The organism is Mesorhizobium sp. ES1-1, from assembly GCF_020164785.1.
GTDB lineage: Bacteria > Pseudomonadota > Alphaproteobacteria > Rhizobiales > Rhizobiaceae > Mesorhizobium.
Window position 1 is genome coordinate 310953 of sequence record NZ_JAIUGX010000006.1, and the last position, 19644, is coordinate 330596.

Below are 19644 nucleotides of genomic sequence, written 5' to 3' on the forward strand. Positions count from 1 at the left end.
GTATGGGGGGCGATGTTAATGGAACTTACGCCCCCCTCAGCCCCTCCCACGCGGTGAACACCGACACCGCGAAGAGCAGCAATCCGGCCGCCCGGCCAGCAAGAATGGTGGCTCGCGGGTTGGCGATCAGGAGGTTGCGGCTGCGGCCGGCGGTGACCGCGAGTCCGCCATAGATCGCCGCCTGTGTCAGGACGGTAAGCAGGCCCATGACCGTCGCCTGCATCCAGATGGGACCATAATCCGGCTTCAGGAATTGCGGGTAGACGGCAAGCACGAACAAATATGCCTTCGGGTTGATCAGGCAGGTCGCCAGCCCCTGTCGAAACGCCTTCCAGGCGGAGCGGCTGCCGGCAGGACCGTCCTGTCCGACGGTGATGGAACTGCGCATCAGTGTGATGCCGATAAAGGCCATGTAGGCGGCGCCGGCAAGCAGCAGTGGCTTGAACAGGATCGGCACGAAGTGAATCAGCAGGCCGACGCCGATGGCGCCGTTCAGCGTATGCACCAAGCCGCCGACCATGATGCCGCCGGTCGCGGCAAGGCCCCGGTCACGGCCGCCGGTCAATGCATTGGCCAGCACGAACAGCATATCCATGCCCGGGACGGCGATGATGCCGAACAGCAGGATGAAGAAGAGCCAGAGATTTTCCGCGTAACCCATGTCAGTTGCCTACCGCCTTGCCCCACCTGCGTGCGGCGGAAGCTGTTGATTTTCATATCGAGAGGCAGTCCTATATGTTGGCCCAACTGACGAGGGTGTGTCAGTTGGGATGGCATCGGGTGAAAAAATGCGCAAGGCGTCGCGGCTGTTCGAGATCATCCAGATCCTGCGGCTGGCGCGGCAGCCTGTGACGGCGGCGATGATTGCCGAGCAGCTGGAAGTGACTGTCCGTTCGATCTATCGCGACATCGCCGCGTTGCAGGCGATGCGGGTGCCGATCGAGGGCGGGCGCGGCATCGGCTATATATTGCGTCCCGGTTTCGACCTGCCGCCGCTGATGTTCTCGATCGAGGAGATGGAGGCGATCGTGCTGTCGCTGGCGCTGCTGGAGCGCACCGGAGACGATGAGTTGAAGCGCGCGGCCAAGCGCGTCAGCGCCAAGATCGCCGGCGCAGTGCCGCCGCCGCTGCGCCAGGCCTTCGAGGCCAATGCGCTCCACGCCTGGGGCTTCGCCGCGCCTTCAGCCGGCGCGATCGACCTGGCGCTCGTGCGCCGCGCCATTCGCGACGAGGAGAAGCTCGACCTTTCCTATCGCGATGAGATGGGCCGCGCCTCCGAGCGCCTCATCCGCCCAATCGCTCTGATCTATTATGCCGAGACCGCCAACATCGTCGCCTGGTGCGAGTTGCGGCAGGCGATCCGCAATTTCCGTAGCGACCGCATCGGGGATTGCCGACCGACCGGGCTACGCTTCAAGGGCGAAGGCGACCGGTTGCGCCAAGTGTGGGTCAGTGGGTGGGAAATCAATGCCCCGACCGCCGGCGCCTGAGACGACCGTCGCGAAACCGGCGCCCTGGGGTGGGTGTTACCTCACATCCACCCAGCGCTTTTCCTCGAACGAACGCGCCATCGCGTGCACGGTGCGCTCGATCTCCAGTCCTTCGGCGAATTCGACGAGCCGGGCCGGCTTGCCTCCCAGGCGCGTCAGCAATTCGTGGCACTCGATGATCTTGAGATCGTTGAAGCCGAGGCCATGGCCGGGCGCAGGCAGGAAAGCATCGTAAGGCTTGTGGTGCGGCGCCACCAGGATCGTGCGGTAACCCTGCTCTGTCGGGCGGTCCGACGTGACATAAAGCTGGACTTCATTCATCCGTTCCTGGTCGAACAGGATCGATCCCTTGGAGCCGAAGATCTGGATCGCGATGCGGCCCTTGCGGCCCCAGGCCGAGCGGTTCACAAGCAGCGTGCCGGCAACGCCGTTTTCCAGATGCATCAACACGCTGGCGATGTCGTAGGTCTCGACGGCGCGACGGCCTCCGGTGGGGACCTCGCGATCGGCATAGGGCTTGGCCATGTCGCAGATGACGCTGGCGACGCGGCCGAACAGCGCCGAGACCAGCGACAGCGGATGCACGGCGAAATCGTCGAGGGCGCCATAGCCGGAAGCCGCCTCATGCTTCCAGAAGAACAGCGCCTCGGGATCGGCCATGAAATCCTCGTCCATCTCGATGCGCAGATGGTTGACCTCGCCGATGATCTTCTCGTCCAGCAGCGCGCCGATATGGCGGATGGCCGGGCTCTGAATGTAGTTGTAGCCGAGGGCGGCGACCTTGCCGGACCTTTTCGCCGCGGCGGCCATGGCTTCGGCTTCGACGAAGCTTGGCGCCATCGGCTTTTCGCACCAGAGATGTTTGCCGGCTTCCAGGACCGCAATGGCCATTTCCGGATGAAACTGGTTTGGCGTGGTCAGCGAGACGATATCGACCTCCGGATCGTTGACAACGGCGCGCCAGTCACCTGACGCCCTGGCGAAGCCGAACTCGCCCGCCTTGCGCCTGGCAAGTTCATCATTGACCTCGCCGAGATGGACAAGCCTTGGCTTGGCAACATCGGGAAAGACCGCGCCGACGGCACTCCACGCTATGGCATGGCACTTGCCCATGAAACCCGTGCCGATGAGACCGACGCCAACCATTACGTTTCTCCACCGCCTGAAGCGCTGATGGATGAATTAGTCCATTTTTCCAGCGAATGGAATGTCTGCCTCATTTTTTGTGGTGTTCTTGCGTAGGCCCGCTATGATGAGGCACAGAGGTCGTTCCTAGATGAGCCTGGACAGAGTGACGATGGACGAACGGGTACCTCGCGACTTCGAGACGCTGCGCGCCACGATCCTCGACCGACGCGAAAGCCTGCCGAAGCGTATCGCCCAGATCGCCGCCCATGCGCTGGACAATCCTGACGATATCGCCTTCGGCACCGCCGCCAGCATCGCCGCTTCTGCAGGGGTGCAGCCGTCGACCTTGATACGCTTTGCCCAGCAACTGGGCTTCGACGGTTTCACCAGCCTCCAGCAGGTGTTTCGCGAGCGCCTGCGAGAGCGCAACTCCTCCTATGACGAACGGCTTCTGGCGTTGCGCGCCAAGGCCGAGGGCGGCGCGGGCCACCGGGCGATCTTCGATGGCTTCGTGGCCGCAGCCAGCACCTCGCTCAACGACATCTCCCGCACGCTGGACGAAGCCCATCTGGAAAAGGCGGTTTCGCTGCTAGCCAAGGCGGAGACCATCTTTGTCCTGGCCAAGCGCCGCTCTTACCCCGTTGCAAGCTATATCGCCTACGCGCTGGGCAAGCTGAAAATCCGCAACCAGTTGATCGAGTCTGCGGCCGGCCTGAACGCCGAGATGATCGGTTTTGCCACGCCAGCCGACGCCGTCATCGCCATCAGCTTCTCGCCCTATGCGCCGGCCACAATCGAGGAAGCGCGAACGATTTCGGAGCAGGGCGTGCCGATCGTCGCCATCACCGACAGTTCCTTCTCCCCCCTCGCCCAGTTCGCCACGGTCTGGTTCGAGGTCGCGGAGGCGGATTTTGCCGGCTTCCGGTCGCTGTCCGCGACGATGGCGCTGGCCATGGCGCTGACAGTCGGTGTCGGCGAAAAGCGGCGCGGCACGGGGCGCAAGCGCAAGGCTTGATTGCCGGCATTCGCTTGAACGCTTGCGGGTGCTTTAGCGCCTCCAAGAAGTTCAGAGCTGAGTCAGACAAGCGATTTGAAGGGATCAATATCTACAGTTCGGCTCGCCAACCCCGATCCCGGTTGGAACATCTATCAGTTTGCCAAGTTGGGTGCGGCAAAATAGGAGTGAACCGGATGCGCGCACTGAACATTATTACGCTTTTACTGATTATCGTCGGTGGCCTTAATTGGCTCCTCGTCGGACTTTTCCAATTCGACCTTGTAGCCGCGATTTTCGGCGGCCAGACGGCTGCTCTTGCCCGTGCCGTCTATATCCTGGTGGGACTTTCGGCCCTCTGGCAGCTTGTCCCGCTGTTCCGCAGCTTTGACAGCGGCGAAACCGCAGCACAACGCCGGACCTGAATGTGAAGTGCCACGCTACGCCGACATAGTCGTTCGCGCGCTTCTGGCGATGCACATCGCGTCTCGATTCGTACTGATCATCTCGGGGCTGTTCTGGCTGCCCGTTGCTTTCGGCGGGGAGCCAGGGCTGCTTTGGCCCACGCCTGTCATGCTGATCCTGGCAGCTTCCATTCTCTGGCAGCTCGCCACTGTGTCCGTGCAAATAATGTCCGGCACATCGCACGCCAGAATAGCTACACCAGAGTAGAGCGACGCAATCGATGGCAACGCAGCCGTCGGGTGCCACGGCCGCGTGCCAAAAGTAGCCTCGCGAGGCAGACCATGCCGTTGGCTTCACACATTGCCAACTACGTCGATTTTGCATCGCGGTCCTATCAAAGCACCTCCCGGATACAGCGGCGATCTTACGATGCGCAGTTGCAAACCAGATAAGGAACACTCATTCCATATTGACTGTGTATTGGAATTATTATTTCATGTCGCCGGCACCACGCTGCCCCTCGCGCGTGATATCCAGACAATGTCGTTCGTGACAGCAAGGCCGACGGGAGGTTCCAATGAGCGAAGCCGTGGACGCAAAACAGGCGCCGCTCGACGTCATCACCATCGGCCGTGCCTCCGTCGACCTTTACGGCCAGCAGATCGGCTCAAGGCTGGAGGATATCACCTCCTTCGCCAAATCGGTCGGCGGCTGCCCCGCCAACATTTCGGTCGGCACGGCGAGGCTTGGCCTGCGCTCGGCTTTGCTGACCCGCGTGGGCGACGAGCAGATGGGCCGCTTCATCCGCGAACAGCTCCGGCGCGAGGGCGTCAACACCGACGGGTTGAAGACCGACAAGGAGCGGCTGACGGCGCTGGTGCTACTTTCGGTAGAAAGCGAAGGCGTCTCGCCGATGATCTTCTATCGCACCGATTGCGCCGACATGGCGCTTTCGGAAGAGGATATCGACGAGACCTTCATCGCCTCTGCCCGCTCGATCGTCGTCACCGGCACGCATTTTTCGCGCCCCAACAGCGACGCCGCCCAGCGCAAGGCAATCCGCATCATGAAAGCCAAGGGCGGCAAGGTGGTGTTCGACATAGACTATCGACCCAATCTGTGGGGCCTCGCCGGTCACGCGGAGGGGTTCGAGCGCTATGTGAAATCCGACCGGGTTTCGGCCCAGTTGAAGACGGTGCTGCCCGACTGCGACCTCATCGTCGGCACCGAGGAAGAGATCATGATCGCGTCGGGCGCCGATGATTGCCTGAGCGCGCTAAAGGCCATTCGCGCGCTGTCTTCCGCGACCATCGTCTTGAAGCGCGGCGCCATGGGTTGCATCGTCTATGACGGGCCGGTCAGCGACGATCTCGAAGACGGCATCGTCGGCAAGGGTTTTCCGATCGAGATCTACAATGTGCTGGGCGCAGGCGACGCCTTCATGTCCGGCTTCCTGCGCGGCTGGCTTGGCGGGGAGAGCCTTGCGACCGCGGCGACCTGGGCCAATGCCTGCGGCGCCTTCGCCGTGTCGCGGCTGCTGTGCGCGCCGGAATATCCAACCTTCGAAGAATTGCAGTTCTTCCTCGATAACGGCAGCAAGCATTTGGCCTTGCGCAAGGACGAGGCGATCAACCACATCCATTGGGCCACGACACGCCGGCGCGACGTCCCCTCCTTGATGGCGCTCGCCTGCGACCACAGGGTGCAACTGGAGGACGTCGCGGCCAGGGCCGGGGCGGATCCGGCACGCATTCGCGACTTCAAGGTCCTGGCGGTCAAGGCGGCGTCCAGGGTCGCCGACGGCCGGCCCGGCTACGGCATGCTGATCGACGAGAAATACGGCCGCGAGGCGATGTTCGAATTCGCGAGGCATTCCTTTGCCTGGCTCGGGCGACCTGTGGAATTGCCGGGCTCGCGGCCCCTGCGCTTCGAATTCTCGCAGGACATCGGCTCGCAGCTCACCGAATGGCCGGTCGACCACTGCATCAAATGCCTGTGCTTCTATCATCCGGACGATCCCGCCGCGCTCAAGGATGAGCAGCAGCAGAAGCTGCGCGCCCTGTTCGAGGCGGCGCGGAAGGTCGGCCGCGAACTTCTCATCGAGATCATAGCCGGCAAGCACGGCAAGCTCGACGACACCACGATTGCGCGCGCGCTGGAGGAACTCTATGCGCTTGGCATCAAGCCGGACTGGTGGAAGCTTGAACCGCAGGCCTCGAGCGGTGCATGGGCCAAGATCGAGGCGGTGATCCGGAAACATGATCCCTGGTGCCGCGGCATCGTGCTGCTTGGCCTGGAAGCGCCGCGTGACGAGCTCGAAGCCGCCTTCGCCGCCACCGCCAACGCACCCATCGTCAAGGGGTTTGCCGTCGGCCGCACCATCTTCGTCCATGCCGCCGAAGAATGGCTGGCCGGGAGAATGTCCGATGAGGAGGCGGTTGCCGACATGGCCTCGCGCTTCGAACAGTTGACCAAGGCGTGGCTTGCCGCGCGTGGCCGTAAAGCAGCATAAAGGCGCGGCGGAGGACCGCGGAGGAAACCATCATGAGCAAGACAACACGCCTGACAATGGCGCAGGCGCTGACCCGCTTTCTCAGCAAGCAGGTGACCGAGATCGACGGCAGGAAAGTGCCGATATTCGGCGGCGTCTGGGCGATCTTCGGCCACGGCAATGTTGCCGGCATCGGTGAGGCTCTCTACCCCCTGCGTGACGAATTGCCCACCTACCGCGCCCACAACGAGCAGGCGATGGCGCATGCGGCGATCGCCTATGCAAAGGCCAATTTCCGCCGCCGCTTCATGGCCGCGACCTCCTCGATCGGACCGGGCGCCCTCAACATGGTGACGGCGGCCGCACTCGCGCATGTCAACCGGCTGCCGGTGCTTCTCCTGCCCGGCGATGTCTTCGCCAACCGGATTCCCGATCCGGTGCTGCAGCAGGCCGAGGATTTCTCCGACGGCACGGCGACGGTAAATGACTGCTTCCGTCCGGTATCGCGCTATTTCGATCGCATCACCCGGCCCGAGCAGATCATCCCGGCTCTCGCCCGTGCCATGCAGGTGCTGACCGATCCAGCCGAATGCGGGCCGGTGACGCTGTCGCTCTGCCAGGATGTGCAAGCCGAGGCCTATGATTATCCCGATAGCTTCTTTGCCGAACGGATTTGGCGCCAGCGCCGGCCGCGCCCGGACCGCGATGAGCTTACGGCCGCTGTCGCAGCTCTGAAGGGCGCCAAAAAGCCGCTGGTGATCGCCGGTGGCGGGGTGCTTTATTCGCGCGCCTCTAACGAACTGGGCAAATTCGTCGAGGACGCTGGCATTCCCGCCTGCGAGACGCAAGGCGGCAAATCCTCTCTTCCGGACGTCCATCCGCTCAACATGGGGGCGGTCGGCGTCACCGGCACTTCGGCTGCAAACCGGCTGGCCGAAGAGGCGGACGTCGTGCTCGCCATCGGCACAAGGCTGCAGGATTTCACCACCGGCTCCTGGGCGCTGTTCAAGAATTCCGGCAAGACCATTATCGGGCTCAACACGCAGCCCTTCGACGCCGGCAAGCATCGCGCGTTGCCGCTCGTCGCGGACGCGGCCGAGGGACTGGCCGAACTCGGCGCGGCGCTGAAGGACTGGAAGGCGCCTACCGCCTGGACCGAAAGTTCGGCCGCCGGCAAGACGGCTTGGCAGGCCGACGCTGCCAAGGTAACGGCATCGACCAATGCCGCCTTCCCGTCCGATGCCCAAGTGATCGGCGCCGTGCAACGCGCAATGGGGTCCGGCGTGATCCTTTTGAATGCTTCGGGCGGCCTGCCGGGCGAGTTGCATAAGCTCTGGCAGGCGGGAGCTCCCGGTTCGTACCATGGCGAATACGGCTTCTCGACCATGGGCTATGAGATCGCCGGCGGGCTCGGCGCCAAGATGGCGAAGCCCGATCAGGAGGTCGTCGTCATGATCGGCGACGGCTCCTATCTGATGATGAATTCCGAAATCGCCACATCGGTGATGCTTGGCCTCAAGCTCACCATCGTGGTGCTCGACAACAGGGGCTATGGTTGCATCAACCGGCTGCAGATGGCGACCGGCGGAGCCAACTTCAACAATCTGCTAAAGGACGCGCGCCACGAAACCCTGCCCGACATCGACTTCGCGGCGCATGCCGCCAGCATGGGCGCTATCGCCGAGAAAGTGCCCTCGATCGCCGGGCTGGAAACAGCGCTGCAAAGATCAAAGGCGAACGACCGTACCACCGTTCTGGTCATCGACACGGACCCGCTGGTGTCGACCGAGGCCGGCGGCCATTGGTGGGACGTGGCGGTGCCTGAAGTGTCTACCCGGCCAACGGTGAATGCCGCGCGCAAGGCCTATGAAGAGAAGCGGCAGATGCAGAACGTCGGCGAGTGATGGGGCGCTAGCCACTTTTAATGCACTGTTTTGAACCGGAGTGACGACTTGAAAGCCAAACTGGGCATGTCCCCAATCGCATGGTGGAACGACGATCTTGCGGAACTCAGCGATGATGTGTCGCTGGAGGAGTGCCTGCGCCAGTCTCGTTCTGCGGGCTTCACCGGCATGGAAATGGGACGGCGCTTTCCCAAGGACCCGGACATCATGCTGCCGATTCTTAAGGCCGCCGACGTTACCCTGTGCGGCGGCTGGTTTTCGGGCACGCTGGTCGATGAGGGGATGAGCGAGAACAAGGATCGCATCCAGCCGATGATCGATCTGTTCAAGGCGGTCGACGCGCCCTGTATCGTCTATGGCGAGGTCGGCCGCTCTATCCAGGGCGACCGCTCGAAGCCGCTGGCCACGAAGCCGAAGCTATCGGACGATGAGATGAAGTCCTATGCCAGGCGCCTCACCGAATTTGGCGAGTGGTGCGCCGGACAGGGCATGCCATTGGCCTATCATCATCACATGGCGGCGGTCGTGGAGACCGAGCCGGAGCTCGATGCCTTCATGGGCTATTCGGGAGCCGGCATCCCGCTGCTGCTCGATGCGGGTCACCTGGCCTTTGCCGGCGGCGACGTGCTGCGCGCCATCGACAACCATCATGAGCGCATCAGTCATGTGCACGTGAAGGATGTGCGCATGGAGGTGATCGACAGGCTCGACCGCACCAGGCAATCCTTCCTTGACGCCGTGGCGCTCGGCGCCTTTACCGTGCCGGGCGACGGCTCGCTCGATTTCGGCGCCATCGTGCAGCGGTTCGCCGACCATGGCTATGAGGGCTGGTTCGTGGTCGAGGCGGAGCAGGACCCGAAGAAGAATCCGCCGCTCAGGATGGCGCAGGTCGGCCACAAGGAATTGATGCGCGTGATGACCGACGCGGGCTACACGGTGGAGACGCAAGGTTTTCCCAATGTTTGAGGCGATGGGTTCCCGGCGGACTGCGTTGCTGTAGACTGGTCCTATGAAAGATTACCAGCATCCCTTCTTCCGGCCTCTGTGGCGTCGGGTCGCCGTCGTCGCGGTGTGCGTCGTCTGGTCGATTGTCGAGTTCGCCACCGGCACGCCGTTCTGGGGCGTCATCGCGCTTGGCTTTGCGGGCTACGGTCTGTGGCAGTTCTTTTATCTGTATCAGCCGGTCGACGAGGCGAAGCCGCCAATAGAGCCGGAGGAGTGAGGCGGCGCATGGCGCGGAAGCTTTTCCTGGACGGGATACTGCGAACGAGACATATCGTATCTGGTTGGCGATTGGCCGAAACGCCCTGAGATTCGTCATCCTAGGGCGAAGCAAGGCGAGCAGCGACGCAGCGCAGACCCTAGGATGACGAAGGTGGAGCGCGAGCAAGCTAATCTCCGGAGTTGTTCATCGGGGTGACCGCGCCCGAAAATCGAAGCGTAGGGAGACACCAATGTCGAAGCTGCTCGTCAAAGCCGACAAGACCTATGGCCGCGTTGCCCATGTGACACCGCGTAGTGCCGGCTGGACCTATGTCGGCTTTGACCTGCACCGGCTAAAGCCGGGCGAAGGCGTCTCGGGAAAGACCGACGATCGGGAAGTCTGCTTGGTGTTCGTGACCGGCAAGGGCATTGCGACGGCCGGCGGCAAGGATCTCGGCCTGCTCGGCGAACGCGTGTCGCCCTTCGAGGGCAAGCCGTGGTCGATCTATGTGCCGCAAGGTTCAGACTGGTCGGTGACCGCGGATACGGAACTGGAGCTGGCGGTCTGCTCGGCACCGGGTCTCAGCGGCGGTCTGCCGGTTCGCGTCATCGCGCCGGAGGATCTCGGCCAAGAGGTGCGTGGCAAAGGGACAAACACGCGCTATGTCACCAACATCCTGCCGGAGAGTGACCCGGCCGATTCGCTGCTGGTGGTCGAGGTCATCACGCCCGGCGGCCACACATCGAGCTATCCCCCGCACAAGCATGACCAGGACAATGTGCCTGCCGAGTCGTACCTCGAGGAGACCTACTACCACCGTCTCAACCCACCGCAGGGTTTTGCCTTCCAGCGCGTCTATACGGACGCCGGCAGCGATGGCGTCCGCGAACTGGACGAGGCCATGGCGATCGAGGATGGCGATGTCGTCCTGGTCCCGAAGGGTTATCACCCCTGCGCGGCCTGCCACGGCTATGATCTCTACTATCTCAATGTGATGGCCGGGCCGAAGCGGACCTGGAAATTTCACAATGCGCCCGAGCACGCGTGGTTGATGAAGGCCTGAGCAGGCGGTCCCCGAGAGGCATGAATGTTGGGCCAGTGGCGAAAAATCGCCGGCTAAGGACCTGAAGGGTCGATTTGCCCTCGAAAACCCGTCAAAGCTTCGTCAATCCGTCATGGAAATCACCTATGGCAACGAGACTGACGAGGACTCTCCATGCGTTATGCCATCTATTACACCCCCCAACCTGACGAAATGCTGGCGCGCATTGCTGCCAAGTGGTTGGGCCGCGACCCGTTCGGCGCCGCGACGAAGCCGGTCGAGGCCGTGTCGGACCTGTCGGCGGCCGAAGTCGCCTTCCACACCGCTTCTGCGCGGCGTTACGGCTTTCACGCGACCCTGAAAGCGCCCTTCCGCCTGGCGGCCAACGAGACGGAAGGATCGCTGCGCGCCGCACTTGACGCTTTTGCCGGAGCAACGCCGGCGGTGGCGATCCCGCGCCTCGTTGTCAGCCAGATCGACGGATTCTTCGCGCTGGTGCCGCAGGAGCCAGTGCCTTCGCTCAATAGCTTCGCTGATGATGTCGTGCGCCATTTCGACCGCTTTCGCGCCCCGCTGACGGATGCCGAAATCGAGCGGCGCAGCCCCGATTCCCTGAAGCCGGCGGAGTTCCGTAATCTCTGCCAGTGGGGCTATCCCTATGTCTTCGAGGCCTTTCGCTTTCACATGACGCTTTCCGGGCGCGCGGGACCCCAGGAGAGCCCTCGTCTGCGCGCGGCAATCCAGGGCCTGTTCGCAGACGTCCTGCAACAGCCGGTGCTTGTCGATGGGCTGACGCTGTTTGTCGAGGCGGAACCCGGCGCACCGTTCATGGTGCTTTCCCATCACGCTCTCGGTCGCCGCACCGCCAGAAGAACCGCCTGACGCATCTGCGATATCCACACCGCAAACCAAGGACTGCCCGAAATGATTGCCGAGACCGTTCTGACCAATGCCCGCATCGTGCTTGAGGACGAGATCGTCGAAGGTTCGCTGGTGCTGCGTGACGGCCTCATCGCCGGCATCGACGCGGGTGCTGCCAGGGCTGGCGAGGACATGGGCGGCGACTATGTCATCCCCGGCCTTGTGGAACTCCATACCGACCATCTCGAGGGTCACTACGCGCCACGGCCCAAGGTGCGCTGGAATCCGATCGCGGCGGTGCTTGCCCATGACGCGCAGGTGGCCACGGCCGGCATCACCACCGTGCTCGACGCGCTGCGTGTCGGCATGGACGAGGATGCCGACCTGAATTTGCACGATATCCGCAAGCTGGCCGATGCGATCGAGGACAGCGTAAAGCAGGATCGGCTGCGCGCCGACCATTTCATCCATTTGCGCTGCGAAGTATCGGCCCCGGACTGCCTCAACGCATTCGCCAGTTTCGACGGCGACGAGCGGGTCAGGCTGGCATCGCTGATGGACCACGCACCCGGGCAGCGGCAGTTCGTCAATCTCGAGACCTATGCTTCTTATTATCAGCGCAAGCTCAAGCTGACCGATCGTGACTTCAAGCTTTTCTGCGACAAGCGGATGGCCGAGTCGGCGCTCAATTCGGCCCCGAACCGCGCGGCGATCGCGGCGGCCTGCCATGAGCGCGGCATCGTGCTGGCAAGCCACGACGATGCAACGATCGGCCATGTCGACGAGGCGATCGAGCAAGGTGTGCGTGTGGCCGAGTTTCCGACCACGAAAGAAGCGGCCAGGGCCTCGAAAGCGGCAGGGCTCGGCGTGCTGATGGGGGCCCCCAATGTCATGCGCGGCGCTTCGCATTCGGGCAATGTGTCTGCCCGCACTCTGGCGAGCGACGGCTTGCTCGACATCCTCTCGTCCGACTACATCCCGTTCAGCCTGATCCAGTCGACATTCTTCCTCGGCGACGTTGTCGAGGGCATCAGCCTGCCCCAGGCTGTCGCCATGGTGTCGAAGAACCCGGCGGAAGCGGTTGGCCTGAGCGACCGCGGCGTCATCGAGCAGGGCCGGCGCGCCGATCTGGTGCGGGTGCGCGTGGACGATCATGTTCCTGTCGTGCGGACCGTCTGGCGGCAGGGGCGCAGGGTCGCGTGATGGCCTCGGCATCGATCGAGCGGGAAATGTCGGCCGCGACGTTCCCGATCCGCGACGGCGTCTTCGTCGCCGTGGTCGGGCCGAGCGGCGCCGGCAAGGACACCGTGATCGCCTACGCTCGCTCCCGCTTCGGCGGGGAGGCTCGCCTTGATTTCGTGCGCCGCATCATCACAAGGCCGAGCGATGCCGCGAGCGAGGACCATGACACGCTGGCAGACGCCGCGTTTGTCGAGGCCGAGGCCGGCGGCGCCTTCGCCATTTCCTGGGAGGCGCATGGCCTGCGCTATGGCATTCCGGCCGATGTCGACCGGTCCGTTTCCAGCGGCCGCGTCGCCATCGCCAATGTGTCGCGCGCGATCATCCCGGTGCTGCGCGACCGTTACGCCAATCTGGCCATCGTCGAGATCACGGCTTCGCCAGAGGTGCTGGCCGAACGGCTGGCGATGCGTGGTCGCGAATCTCGCGGCGAGGTGCTGGCGCGTCTGGCGCGCGGCGCCAATGTCACCTTGTCGGGACCGGGTGTTACCTCGATCGACAATAGCGGCCCGCGGGAGGTGGCCGGCGAGCGCTTCGCCCAAATCCTGCGCAAGGCCATGGCCTTCTCGGACATTTCAGGGCTGATCTGAGCTTCCCAGATCACCAGACTTTGCAGGCTGACAACAGCGCCATAGTCGTACAGTCGCCTAGCGATTGAGCTGCCTTGCAGCCCGCAACTCTCGCGCCTATTCGGCCGCAGCGCCCGCGACGCTTTTTCGGGTCGCGTCGGCCATCAGCCGCCGGGCGCGGAAGACGCCCCATTGCTGGTCGACCAGCACGCCGATGAGGATGACGCCGCCCATCACCGCGAAGTTGAGCGAGGACGGGATGCCGAGCAGGTTGACGAGGTTCTGCAATTCCTGCAGCAGGACGGTGCCCAGCACGACGCCGACCAGCGAGCCTTCGCCGCCGCGCAGCGAAAACCCGCCGAGCACGGCGGCGGCGATGGCGTAAAGCTCATAGAACTGGCCGTGGCTGGCAGGCGAGATCGAGCGCGTGTACATGGCGAAATAGATGGCCGATAGCGCGGTCAGCACTCCGCAGATGACATAGGCCGCGATGACGACGCGGCCGGTGCGAATGCCGGAATATTTCGCCGCCTCCTCGTTCTTGCCTATGGCGTAGAGATAGCGACCAAACACCGAACGGTGCAGCACGACCCACATGATGATGGCGATGACGATCAGCGCGATGAAGCTGTTGGGCACGCCCCAGGATCTGCCGGCCGTCAGGAATTCGAGTTCGGGAAAATTCTGGCCGAAGGCGAAGCCCGCGGTGCCGTCGGCGGTATAAAAGCGAGCGACGCCGCGATAGATCAGCAGGCCGCAGAGGGTGACGACGAAGGGCTGCAGCTTGAGCCGCGTGATCAGCCAGCCATGTGCCAGGCCGATGACAGCCCCGAGCATCAGGATGATGACGAAGGCGACCGGCCAGCCCATTCCGCGCGTGGCGATGAAGTCGATGAACAGCGTTCCAAGCAAGGCCACCAGCGATCCGACCGACAGTTCGATGCCGCCTGTGATGATGACGAAGGCCTGGCCGATCGACAGGATGCCGAACAGGCCGATCAGGTTCGAGGTGTTGGCAAGGTTGATCGGCAGCAGGAAGCGCGGATTGATGATGGCGACGATGGCGCCGACCACCAGGATCAGGATCAGCAGGCCGAGATCTTTCTTGCTCATCGTCTTCTCCCAAACGCCTGCCCCAGCAGGTTCTGCAAATCGTTCGCCGGCGTGCGCGACATGACAAAGCTATTTCGGCGGCTTGCCCACCGCCAGCAGCAGCACGTTTTCCTGGCTGAAACGGTCCTTGTCGAGAATGCCCGAGATCTGGCCTTCATGCATGACGGCGATGCGATCGGAGACGCCGATCACCTCTTCCATGTCGCTGGAGATCATCAGCACGGCGACACCGGCGTCGGCCAGCGCACGCATCAGCCCATAGATTTCCGCCTTGGCGCCAATGTCGATGCCGCGCGTCGGCTCGTCCAGGATCATCACCTTGGGGTTCATGGCCAGCCATTTGCCGAGCACGACCTTCTGCTGGTTGCCGCCCGACAGCGTGCCGGTTCGCGTCTGGACCGAAGGGGCCCTGATGCCGAGATCCTTTTTCTGTTTCTCGGCGGTCGTCGTTTCGGCACTGGCCGATACCAGCAGGCGCCTTGCATGCGCCGGCAGGTTTGGCAGGGAGATGTTCTGGGCGATCGACAGGTCGAGCAGGATGCCGGTCAGCTTGCGGTCCTCGGGCACCAGGAAGATGCCACGCGCCACGGCGTCGGCCGCGGAACCCAGGGCAAGCGGCTTGCCGTCGAGTTCCATCGTGCCGCCGAGCGCATTGTCGATGCCGAACAACACCCGCGCCAGTTCGGTGCGGCCCGAGCCGACAAGGCCGGCAAGGCCGAGGATTTCGCCGCGCCGGACGTCGAGATCGACAGGGCGGCCGGGATAGGCGCTGGTGCGGATGGCCTTGGCCGAAAGGGCGACGGCGCCAGGCGCCCGCGCCGCTTCCGAAGCTTTTTCGCGCTCCTTGAGCATGCGGCCGATCATCAGCTTGACCATCTGGTCATGGCCTATGTCGGCCTTGGGCAGCGTGCCGGCCAATGTGCCGTCTCGCAGCACGACGACGCGGTCGGCGACGCGCTCGACCTCGTGCAGGCGATGCGAGATGAAGATGACGCTGATGCCATCGGCTTTCAGTGCCTTGATGACGTCGAGCAGTTTGTCAGTCTCGGCGATCGGCAGGCTCGATGTCGGCTCGTCGAGGATGACCAGCCTGGCCTTGATCGACAGCGCCTTGGCGATCTCGACCATCTGCTGCTGGGCGAGCGACAGGGAAGCCACGGGCGTGTCGGCGGTGAAGTTGGCGCCGACGCGCTTCAACAAAGGCGCCACCATCTCGCGCAGTTTCGCGCGGTCAACCAGCTTCAGCGGTCCGGCGCGCAAAGGCTCGCGGCCGAAGAAGATGTTGGCGGCAACGTCAAGGTTTTCAAACAGGTTGAGTTCCTGGTGGACGAAAGCGATGCCCGAACCAAGGCTGCCTTCGACGGTCAGCCCCTGACGCGCGGTGCCGTCGACAATAATGGTGCCGGTGTCAGGCGTTGTCACGCCGCCGAGGATTTTCATCAGGGTCGATTTGCCGGCGCCGTTTTCGCCGACGAGGCCGATGACCTCGCCCGGCCTGACCTCCATTGAAAAGCCATCGAGCGCCACCACGCCGGGATAGGTCTTGCGCACGTTCTCGAGAGTGAGAAACGGCGCCGATGCGGCAATGGAGGTGTCGGAATAATTCATGATGCCTGACAGCGATTGGCGGGCGGCCTTTCGGCAGACTGACGGTCCTTATAAGGTCCGTCAATGCGAGACGCCGGCCCCGAGGCGAACCCCGGGCCGGCGCAGTTGTATTCGCTCAGTTTCCAGACATCGCCTTCAGGTTGGCCGCGTATGCGTCGACGTCATCCTTGCCGACGATCTTGGTCGGGATGATGATCAGCGCGTTGGCCGGGATGCCCGACTTGTCGCCCTTGAGATAGGCGGCCATCAGCTTCATGCCCTGATAAGCCCATTCGAAGGGCTGCTGCACGACGGTGGCTGCGATGGTGCCCTCCTTGACGCCGCCCAGCGTGATCGGATCGTCATCGAAGCCGACAACCGTGATCGCGCCGAGCTTGCCGGCATCGCGCAGCGCTTCATAGATGCGCGGCGTGTTGTAGGAATAGAAGCCGACCATGCAGGTCACGTCGGGGCTGGCGACCAGCGCGTCCTCGACGTTCTTCTTGGCGCGCGCCTGGTCGATGTCATCGCCGCGCACGTCCTCGAGCGTGATCTTGGTACCGGCAAGGCCGTCCTTGAAGCCCTGGATGCGCTCCTTGGCATTGTCGGCGCCGAGGAGCCCGACGAAGCCGAGGCACTTGCCGCCGTTGGGCATCGCCTTCTTGGCGATATCGGCGGCCTGCTTGCCGGCGTCGACATTGGACGAGCCGATATAGGCGACGCGCTTGGTCTGCGGGGCATCGCTGTCTGTGGTGAACAGAGCCGTCTGCGAGGCGATCTTGTTCAGGCCCTCGGTCGAGGTCTTGGGATCGACAGCCGAGACCATGATGCCCTTGACGCCGGCCGTCACCAGATCGTCCATCAGCCGTTGCTGGATGGCGACCGAGGACTGCTCGGGATATTTGAGCTCGAGATTGTAGTCCGGCAGCTCGGCCTGCGCCTTCTTGACGCCGGCTTCGGCGGCCTTCCAGAAATCGGAAGCGCCGTTGACGACGAAGGCCAGCGTCGGCTTGTCGTCGGCGCGCGCGATTGCCGTTGCCGACAGACCGAGCAGCATTGCCGCTGCAGCAACCGACGCATTTCTAATGACAGATTTCATGTTGAACCTCCCGTTTGGCATTTTCGCCCGTTTGATGACTTCGTCTGTTCACATTTCGCTTGAGCATAAGTCCGGCGATGTGGCTTCGACCTCCTCCCCGGAAGCTCCCGTCACGATCTCAACCTTACAGACTCATGTGGCGCTCGTAAATAATCGGATTTGTCTGACATTTGATTTTTACGACCATCCTCTCAGGCCTGCGATTTGACGTTATAGGGCTTCCGGATGGTAGTAAATAGTTATTAGTTTTCCTTGTTCTGGAGGAGCATGATAGGCTGACGGGCGAGCGTCCTCGACATCGGCAGCCCTATCGGTCCAAAGCAAAAGCTGAGAGAATTGTACGGGATTTGCGGCAGCGCCCGCAGTTTGCGCCAATGCGCGCCGCCGAAGTCGGCATGGACCGTTGCTGATAATTATTATCAACTCCGGCGTATTATAAATGAACGGTCGCGAGTGGGGTTGCGACGAGAGAGGCCGCTGTCTAGACATCGGGGGGGGGATGGGAAGCGACATGAGCGATACGGCGGATCCGCGCGATCCCGGGACATTGAGGCACCGCAGGGCGACGGGTAAGACCGCCAAGGGCAAGGTCACCATGACCGATATCGCGCGCGCGGCCGGCTGCTCGCAGGCGACGGTGTCGTTCGTGCTCAACAACACGCCGGGCATCCGGCTGTCGCGGCAGACGCGTGACCGGGTGATCGAGGCCGCGCGCGATCTCGGCTACACCGCGCCGGCCTTCGCCGCGCTGCACAAGCCCGCTCCCGCTTTCGACGGACTGGACGGGGTGATCGGTTTTGCCGTCGACCAGCTTGCGACCAGCCCGGAGGCGGTCGTTGCCATCGAGGGCGCGCGACAGGCCTCGTGGAATGCCGGCAATGTGCTTCTGGTGGCGCAGACCCTGGGCGATGCCGCCATGGAGCCGCGCGCCATCGCGGCGCTGACCAGGCGTGGCATTTCGGCCCTGATCTACATGACCATCTTCACCCGCGAGATCACCGCCCCCGACTATCTCTACGGCCTCGGCATCCCGGTGATCCTGCTCAACTGCTACACGGCTGACTATGCCTTCCCCTCCGTGGTGCCCAGCGAGATCGCCGGCGGCCAGAACTCCACCCGCCATCTGATCAGCCGCGGCCACCGGCGCATCGCCACCATCACCGGAGAGCCGTGGATGCAAGCCGCGCAGGACCGGCTGAAAGGCTACCGCCGCGCGCTCGCCACCGCCGACATCCCGTTCGATCCCGAACTTGTCGTGGAGGGGGACTGGTCGGCCAGCGCGGGCTACGCGGCGACGGTCAAGCTCCTGGCGCTGAAGGACAGGCCGACCGCCATTTTCTGCCAGAACGACCGCACCGCGATCGGCTGCTACGAGGCGCTCAAGGAAGCCGGCCTGCACATTCCGCAAGACATTTCCGTGGTCGGTTATGACGACGAGGAAATCGCACGGCATCTGTTCCCGCCGCTGACCACTTCGATCCTGCCGCATATGGCGATGGGGCAATGGGCGATCGAACAGTTCGAAGTGGCAACGCACGGACGGGGACGGTATCCCATTACCAAGCTCGAGTGCCCGCTGGTGGAACGCGAGAGTGTGCGCAAGGTGGCTGGCTGACCGTCGGTCGCTGGCCAGCACGTCCTGCCCGAAGCCGTGGACTGGGGGAATGGCGAGATGGAATATTCCATTGACCGTCGCACTGCCCGCAGGTGACAAAGCAGCCGGTTTTTTGAAAGGTTCGCGACATGGCACTGCACGGCCCGCGCCCCACATGGCTGACCTTCGACTGCTACGGGACACTGATCCAGTGGGACGAAGGATTGATGGCGGCGATGGAGACGATCCTGGCGCGCAAGGGCCGCAAGATCGAGGCGGAGGATTTCATTCCGGTCTACGATCGGCACGAACACCATCTCGAGCACTCGAGGCCGCACCTCTCCTTCGCCGAAGTCACGGCAAAGGCGCTGCAACTCGCGATGCATGATTTTTCGCTGGACGCCGATGCCGACGACGCAGAGTTGCTGACGTCATCGATCGGTCGGATGCCGCCCTTTCCAGAGGTGGTGCCGACGCTGCGCAGGCTCAAGGATGACGGTTTCAAGCTGGCGATCATTTCGAATACCGACGACGCGATCATTTCAGGCAATGTCGCGCAGCTTGGCGGTTGCATCGACCGCGTCATCACCGCTCAACAGGCGCAGGCCTACAAGCCGTCGCGGCAGATTTTCGAACATGCCTGGCAGACACTGGGCGTGACGAGGGACGAACTGGTGCATATTTGCGCCAGCCCGCATCTGGACCTGACCGCAGCCCGCGACCTTGACTTCCGCGCTGTGTGGGTCGATCGCGGCACAGGTCGCAAAGCGCCGGCGGGATACAAGCCCGATGCCGTAGCGCACGGTCTGGACGACGTTCCAGGCTTTTTCGAAGCGGCTGGTTGGATTTAGAGCGTTTCACGTTTTGACGGAAGCGTATCCTGCGTTTTCAAAGTAGTTCCTGCATTCGGTTGCCTCGATGGTT

The 19644-nt window shown here is 63.1% G+C and carries 18 protein-coding genes; 13 read left to right on the plus strand and 5 right to left on the minus strand.

The genetic code is table 11. From position 1 onward, the window contains the following. Positions 1-25: 25 nt before the first annotated feature. Positions 26-661, minus strand: coding sequence for a LysE family translocator (locus tag LB513_RS13195; protein ID WP_224663938.1), 636 nt, complete (start codon positions 659-661; stop codon positions 26-28). Between the two features lie 127 nt (positions 662-788). On the opposite strand from LB513_RS13195, the gene LB513_RS13200 reads away from it, so the two are divergent. Beyond that, positions 789-1490 (plus strand): helix-turn-helix transcriptional regulator, encoded by a 702-nt coding sequence (locus LB513_RS13200; RefSeq protein WP_224663939.1) that lies wholly within the window; start codon positions 789-791, stop codon positions 1488-1490. A 36-nt stretch (positions 1491-1526) separates the two neighbouring features. Here the strand turns inward: LB513_RS13200 and LB513_RS13205 are convergent, their stop codons facing one another. Continuing rightward, on the minus strand, positions 1527-2636 hold the full coding sequence (locus LB513_RS13205) for a Gfo/Idh/MocA family protein (RefSeq protein WP_224663940.1): 1110 nt from the start codon (positions 2634-2636) through the stop codon (positions 1527-1529). 151 nt (positions 2637-2787) lie between these two features. Here LB513_RS13205 and LB513_RS13210 point away from each other — a divergent pair, with 151 nt between their 5' ends. The 10 genes from LB513_RS13210 to phnN all read left to right on the plus strand — a co-directional run bounded on the left by LB513_RS13210 (position 2788) and on the right by phnN (position 13348). Further along, positions 2788-3633, plus strand: a complete 846-nt coding sequence (locus LB513_RS13210; protein ID WP_224663971.1) for a MurR/RpiR family transcriptional regulator — start codon at positions 2788-2790, stop codon at positions 3631-3633. Positions 3634-3809: 176 nt separating this feature from the next. Beyond that, the gene (locus LB513_RS13215) at positions 3810-4037 is read left to right on the plus strand and encodes a DUF378 domain-containing protein (RefSeq protein ID WP_224663941.1); all 228 of its coding nucleotides are present in this window, start codon (positions 3810-3812) and stop codon (positions 4035-4037) included. A 557-nt stretch (positions 4038-4594) separates the two neighbouring features. Further along, entirely contained in the window at positions 4595-6529 is a 1935-nt protein-coding gene (locus LB513_RS13220) for a bifunctional 5-dehydro-2-deoxygluconokinase/5-dehydro-2-deoxyphosphogluconate aldolase (protein WP_224663942.1), read from the plus strand. Between the two features lie 32 nt (positions 6530-6561). Beyond that, positions 6562-8412: a 3D-(3,5/4)-trihydroxycyclohexane-1,2-dione acylhydrolase (decyclizing) gene (gene iolD / locus LB513_RS13225; RefSeq protein ID WP_224663943.1), complete on the plus strand. Its 1851-nt coding sequence runs from the start codon at positions 6562-6564 to the stop codon at positions 8410-8412. A 48-nt stretch (positions 8413-8460) separates the two neighbouring features. Further along, the gene (gene iolE / locus LB513_RS13230; RefSeq protein WP_224663944.1) at positions 8461-9378 is read left to right on the plus strand and encodes a myo-inosose-2 dehydratase; all 918 of its coding nucleotides are present in this window, start codon (positions 8461-8463) and stop codon (positions 9376-9378) included. Between the two features lie 43 nt (positions 9379-9421). Beyond that, entirely contained in the window at positions 9422-9634 is a 213-nt protein-coding gene (locus tag LB513_RS13235; RefSeq protein WP_224663945.1) for a DUF3329 domain-containing protein, read from the plus strand. 232 nt (positions 9635-9866) lie between these two features. Beyond that, the gene (gene iolB / locus LB513_RS13240; RefSeq protein ID WP_224663946.1) at positions 9867-10679 is read left to right on the plus strand and encodes a 5-deoxy-glucuronate isomerase; all 813 of its coding nucleotides are present in this window, start codon (positions 9867-9869) and stop codon (positions 10677-10679) included. A 153-nt stretch (positions 10680-10832) separates the two neighbouring features. After that, a complete protein-coding gene (locus LB513_RS13245) occupies positions 10833-11540 on the plus strand; it encodes a DUF1045 domain-containing protein (RefSeq protein ID WP_224663947.1) in 708 nt (235 codons plus the stop codon). A 42-nt stretch (positions 11541-11582) separates the two neighbouring features. After that, on the plus strand, positions 11583-12722 hold the full coding sequence (locus tag LB513_RS13250; protein WP_224663948.1) for an alpha-D-ribose 1-methylphosphonate 5-triphosphate diphosphatase: 1140 nt from the start codon (positions 11583-11585) through the stop codon (positions 12720-12722). Continuing rightward, entirely contained in the window at positions 12719-13348 is a 630-nt protein-coding gene (gene phnN / locus LB513_RS13255; protein WP_224663949.1) for a phosphonate metabolism protein/1,5-bisphosphokinase (PRPP-forming) PhnN, read from the plus strand. The genes LB513_RS13250 and phnN overlap by 4 nt, the downstream gene beginning before the upstream one ends. Positions 13349-13444: 96 nt before the next feature. On the opposite strand, the gene LB513_RS13260 is transcribed toward phnN, so the two are convergent. The 3 genes from LB513_RS13260 to LB513_RS13270 form a co-directional block, all read right to left on the minus strand. Further along, complete coding sequence (locus LB513_RS13260) at positions 13445-14440, minus strand: ABC transporter permease (protein ID WP_224663950.1); 996 nt, start codon at positions 14438-14440, stop codon at positions 13445-13447. A gap of 69 nt (positions 14441-14509) precedes the next feature. After that, positions 14510-16048, minus strand: a complete 1539-nt coding sequence (locus LB513_RS13265; RefSeq protein ID WP_224663951.1) for a sugar ABC transporter ATP-binding protein — start codon at positions 16046-16048, stop codon at positions 14510-14512. A 115-nt stretch (positions 16049-16163) separates the two neighbouring features. Continuing rightward, the gene (locus LB513_RS13270; protein ID WP_224663952.1) at positions 16164-17126 is read right to left on the minus strand and encodes a sugar-binding protein; all 963 of its coding nucleotides are present in this window, start codon (positions 17124-17126) and stop codon (positions 16164-16166) included. Positions 17127-17637: 511 nt separating this feature from the next. Between LB513_RS13270 and LB513_RS13275 the strand changes: the two genes are divergently transcribed. Beyond that, complete coding sequence (locus tag LB513_RS13275) at positions 17638-18741, plus strand: LacI family DNA-binding transcriptional regulator (RefSeq protein ID WP_224663953.1); 1104 nt, start codon at positions 17638-17640, stop codon at positions 18739-18741. 128 nt (positions 18742-18869) lie between these two features. Then, entirely contained in the window at positions 18870-19571 is a 702-nt protein-coding gene (locus LB513_RS13280; RefSeq protein ID WP_224663954.1) for a haloacid dehalogenase type II, read from the plus strand. Positions 19572-19644 lie beyond the last annotated feature (73 nt).